Source organism: Campylobacter sp. 2018MI34 (genome assembly GCF_016598975.1).
Lineage (GTDB): Bacteria > Campylobacterota > Campylobacteria > Campylobacterales > Campylobacteraceae > Campylobacter_D.
The window spans coordinates 1-2,298 of the sequence record NZ_JAENKS010000045.1; the positions used below are offsets into that span (position 1 = coordinate 1).

The 2,298-nt window shown below is 23.9% G+C and carries 1 protein-coding gene; it reads right to left on the reverse strand.

All coding sequences use genetic code 11. From position 1 onward, the window contains the following. Positions 1-168: 168 nt before the first annotated feature. On the reverse strand, positions 169-2,172 hold the full coding sequence (locus JG676_RS09030; RefSeq protein WP_246801810.1) for a hypothetical protein: 2,004 nt from the start codon (positions 2,170-2,172) through the stop codon (positions 169-171). Positions 2,173-2,298 lie beyond the last annotated feature (126 nt).

A 2,298-nucleotide genomic window follows, 5' to 3' on the forward strand; every position in this document is an offset into this window, starting at 1 on the left:
CCTGCGGGTGATAAGCATTGGGGAAATTTTATAGATAACCCTATCTTGCAAAATGCTTATGAACAAACTTTAGCATCTTTAGGAGCTACTGATACTTTAATAGCTCAATTTAGTAAAATTTAATAATAAAAACTATATTCCATAAAGAATATAGTTTATTTATAAAAACTATTTCTTTCTAAACTCTCGCTTCAATCTAGGCACATCTTTGAAATAAAATTTAATATATCCGCCTTTATACCACTCTTTATCAGCTTGTATTAAAGCTTGTCCTAGTTTATAAGTAAAACATTCTTTTTCTTTTAAAGCCTCATTATAATCAGGATAACTTTCTAATGGAGGTAAAGCTAGTTTTGGATTTTCTTTTATTTTTTTCCTATAAACTTCTTTTTCAAATCTATGTTTATCTTTGATATAAGATAATACAAAAGGCATTCTTATATAGCCTAATATACTTCTTGAATTAGCAATTAAAGCTTGTCCTAGTTTGTATGATAGGTGGTTTTGGATACGAAATTTGGCTGTTTTAAATAAAATTTGATGATTTAAATTTTGAATATTTTGCTCTAAATTAAGAATATATTGATCTTTATTTTGTATAGATAAAGTTGTATTGTTAGCATTGTTAATAATAGTATTATTGAGAACTAAAGAATCAATTTTCTTATCAAGTTCACTAAATAAAGCTACATTTTCTATAGGAAGCTTTATATTAAATTTTGTTTCTAGCTCATATTGTTTAACTATAAGATCTACCAATGGAACATCAAGACGATGCATTTTAAGATTTTTAATCTTTAATTTACCCGCTGCACTAAGTTTTTCTAATACTTCAGCTGTAAGATTATAAATATGCTCTGGTGGAATATGATAATCATAAATTAAATGGTTTTTTCTATTTACTTGTTTTAATAAAGTTTGATCAAATAATTTTTGAAAATTATTTTGTATTAATGATTTCGCATAACCAACTGTCAATGAAGAAGTATCACCATAAAATATAATCCCTGGTTTTTTGCAAAAATTAAAAGGTGTTAAAGTCGTAGTTCCGCCATCACTTATAGCAATATCACAATCACTACAATAGCAAATTTTAGTTCTATAATCATATCCCGCTAAAGATTTAAAAACGATAAATCTTTTTTCATCTGCAATAAAATCATTGTTTAATTCTTGAAGCTCTTCAAAAATAAAAACTATTTTCTTATGATATTCTTTTAAAAATAATTCTTGTACAGCATTTACAACTTTGTTAAAAAGTATTTTATTTTCAGGAAAATCTTGTCTTTCTCCATCATAAGCAGTCATACCATCTATATAAACTTTTATTTTTTTAAAATATTTATTAAGATGTTTTAATATATTTACAGTTCCTTGCACTTGTTCAAGCCAAGCTCTTCTTTCCCCGGGTAATCCAAACCAAATAATTAAATCATATTCTTGTTTTAAATTATCTTTTTCTACAAGGATATCATAATCTTCAAGAGATTCTTGAAGAACATAGTTATACGCTTTATTTAAATTTGTATTCATTAAAGTTGTTGGATAAAAATATACAATATCTTGTTGCTTTGTAAATAAGTTATTCATATATTTTGGCTTAAAAAAAATATTTTCCATATAAATATTTTTTTTATTTTTTATATTAATAAAATTATTTAAAAAATGACTAAAAAAATGTCCTGGTCGTATATTTTGAAGTGTAAATCCAAAATTAATATTTTTATACTCCAACTCTAAATCATTACTATCAATTATAAAATTTTTCAATAGATTAATTGTGCCAATATATAAGCCATCCCAGCCTTTATTCAATATAAAAATTGCATTTTGTGTGATTATAAAATTTATACAAGAACAAACTTGTGCTATAAAAAAAGGATATCTATTGTCCTTATCTATAAAAAACACCCAATTAAAAAAAATATTTAAATTACAACTCCATACTGCTCTAGTAACTATATCATTATATATAGGATGTTTTAATTCAAAATAATCTTTTTTTATTTTTTTATTCCAAAAATTTATTAATTCATTTGCATTATATTCTTTTTGCCATTTAGCTATATCAGAAACTTCACAATTATACTTTGTGAAATCATAATCTTGTATAATAAAATTGTTTTTCCAATCTTTTAATTTTTCTATAAAATCTTGAATTTCTTTACTCATTCTTTCCTCCACTCTTTGTAAACCTTATTCACTTTAAATACAAAAGTAAAAGGATGTTTTATAAGCAAGTTTCCAAGTTTATAAGAAAGATAATTTTGTATTTTTAAAGCTTCTTGATAATCACTA